This is a genomic window from Bacillus sp. SIMBA_074, assembly GCF_046534555.1.
In the GTDB taxonomy this organism is placed as follows: domain Bacteria; phylum Bacillota; class Bacilli; order Bacillales; family Bacillaceae_G; genus Bacillus_A; species Bacillus_A mycoides.
Map to the genome: position 1 here is coordinate 1 of NZ_JAWRYM010000068.1, position 2,288 is coordinate 2,288.

Here is a 2,288-nt window from a genome sequence, read left to right on the forward strand (position 1 = left end):
AGGTTAAGCTGAAGAGGCGGAGCCGCAGCGAAAGCGAGTCTGAATAGGGCGTTTAGTACGTGGTCGTAGACCCGAAACCAGGTGATCTACCCATGTCCAGGGTGAAGTTCAGGTAACACTGAATGGAGGCCCGAACCCACGCACGTTGAAAAGTGCGGGGATGAGGTGTGGGTAGCGGAGAAATTCCAATCGAACCTGGAGATAGCTGGTTCTCCCCGAAATAGCTTTAGGGCTAGCCTTAAGTGTAAGAGTCTTGGAGGTAGAGCACTGATTGAACTAGGGGTCCTCATCGGATTACCGAATTCAGTCAAACTCCGAATGCCAATGACTTATCCTTAGGAGTCAGACTGCGAGTGATAAGATCCGTAGTCAAGAGGGAAACAGCCCAGATCGCCAGCTAAGGTCCCAAAGTGTGTATTAAGTGGAAAAGGATGTGGAGTTGCTTAGACAACTAGGATGTTGGCTCAGAAGCAGCCACCATTTAAAGAGTGCGTAATAGCTCACTAGTCGAGTGACTCTGCGCCGAAAATGTACCGGGGCTAAATACACCACCGAAGCTGCGAATTGATACCAATGGTATCAGTGGTAGGGGAGCGTTCTAAGTGCAGTGAAGTCAGACCGGAAGGACTGGTGGAGCGCTTAGAAGTGAGAATGCCGGTATGAGTAGCGAAAGACGGGTGAGAATCCCGTCCACCGAATGCCTAAGGTTTCCTGAGGAAGGCTCGTCCGCTCAGGGTTAGTCAGGACCTAAGCCGAGGCCGACAGGCGTAGGCGATGGACAACAGGTTGATATTCCTGTACCACCTCTTTATCGTTTGAGCAATGGAGGGACGCAGAAGGATAGAAGAAGCGTGCGATTGGTTGTGCACGTCCAAGCAGTTAGGCTGATAAGTAGGCAAATCCGCTTATCGTGAAGGCTGAGCTGTGATGGGGAAGCTCCTTATGGAGCGAAGTCTTTGATTCCCCGCTGCCAAGAAAAGCTTCTAGCGAGATAAAAGGTGCCTGTACCGCAAACCGACACAGGTAGGCGAGGAGAGAATCCTAAGGTGTGCGAGAGAACTCTGGTTAAGGAACTCGGCAAAATGACCCCGTAACTTCGGGAGAAGGGGTGCTTTCTTAACGGAAAGCCGCAGTGAATAGGCCCAAGCGACTGTTTAGCAAAAACACAGGTCTCTGCGAAGCCGTAAGGCGAAGTATAGGGGCTGACACCTGCCCGGTGCTGGAAGGTTAAGGAGAGGGGTTAGCGTAAGCGAAGCTCTGAACTGAAGCCCCAGTAAACGGCGGCCGTAACTATAACGGTCCTAAGGTAGCGAAATTCCTTGTCGGGTAAGTTCCGACCCGCACGAAAGGTGTAACGATTTGGGCACTGTCTCAACCAGAGACTCGGTGAAATTATAGTACCTGTGAAGATGCAGGTTACCCGCGACAGGACGGAAAGACCCCGTGGAGCTTTACTGTAGCCTGATATTGAATTTTGGTACAGTTTGTACAGGATAGGCGGGAGCCATTGAAACCGGAGCGCTAGCTTCGGTGGAGGCGCTGGTGGGATACCGCCCTGACTGTATTGAAATTCTAACCTACGGGTCTCATCGACCCGGGAGACAGTGTCAGGTGGGCAGTTTGACTGGGGCGGTCGCCTCCTAAAGTGTAACGGAGGCGCCCAAAGGTTCCCTCAGAATGGTTGGAAATCATTCGTAGAGTGCAAAGGCATAAGGGAGCTTGACTGCGAGACCTACAAGTCGAGCAGGGACGAAAGTCGGGCTTAGTGATCCGGTGGTTCCGCATGGAAGGGCCATCGCTCAACGGATAAAAGCTACCCCGGGGATAACAGGCTTATCTCCCCCAAGAGTCCACATCGACGGGGAGGTTTGGCACCTCGATGTCGGCTCATCGCATCCTGGGGCTGTAGTCGGTCCCAAGGGTTGGGCTGTTCGCCCATTAAAGCGGTACGCGAGCTGGGTTCAGAACGTCGTGAGACAGTTCGGTCCCTATCCGTCGTGGGCGCAGGAAATTTGAGAGGAGCTGTCCTTAGTACGAGAGGACCGGGATGGACGCACCGCTGGTGTACCAGTTGTTCTGCCAAGGGCATAGCTGGGTAGCTATGTGCGGAAGGGATAAGTGCTGAAAGCATCTAAGCATGAAGCCCCCCTCAAGATGAGATTTCCCATAGCGTAAGCTAGTAAGATCCCTGAAAGATGATCAGGTTGATAGGTTCGAGGTGGAAGCATGGTGACATGTGGAGCTGACGAATACTAATAGATCGAGGACTTAACCATATAATATGAAGC

Annotated in this window: 1 rRNA gene; it reads left to right on the forward strand. The window is 52.3% G+C overall.

Annotated elements, in window-relative coordinates:
* Positions 1–2,276 (forward strand): 23S ribosomal RNA (locus SB773_RS29725); the annotation flags it as partial.
* Between the last annotated feature and the right edge of the window lie 12 nt (positions 2,277–2,288).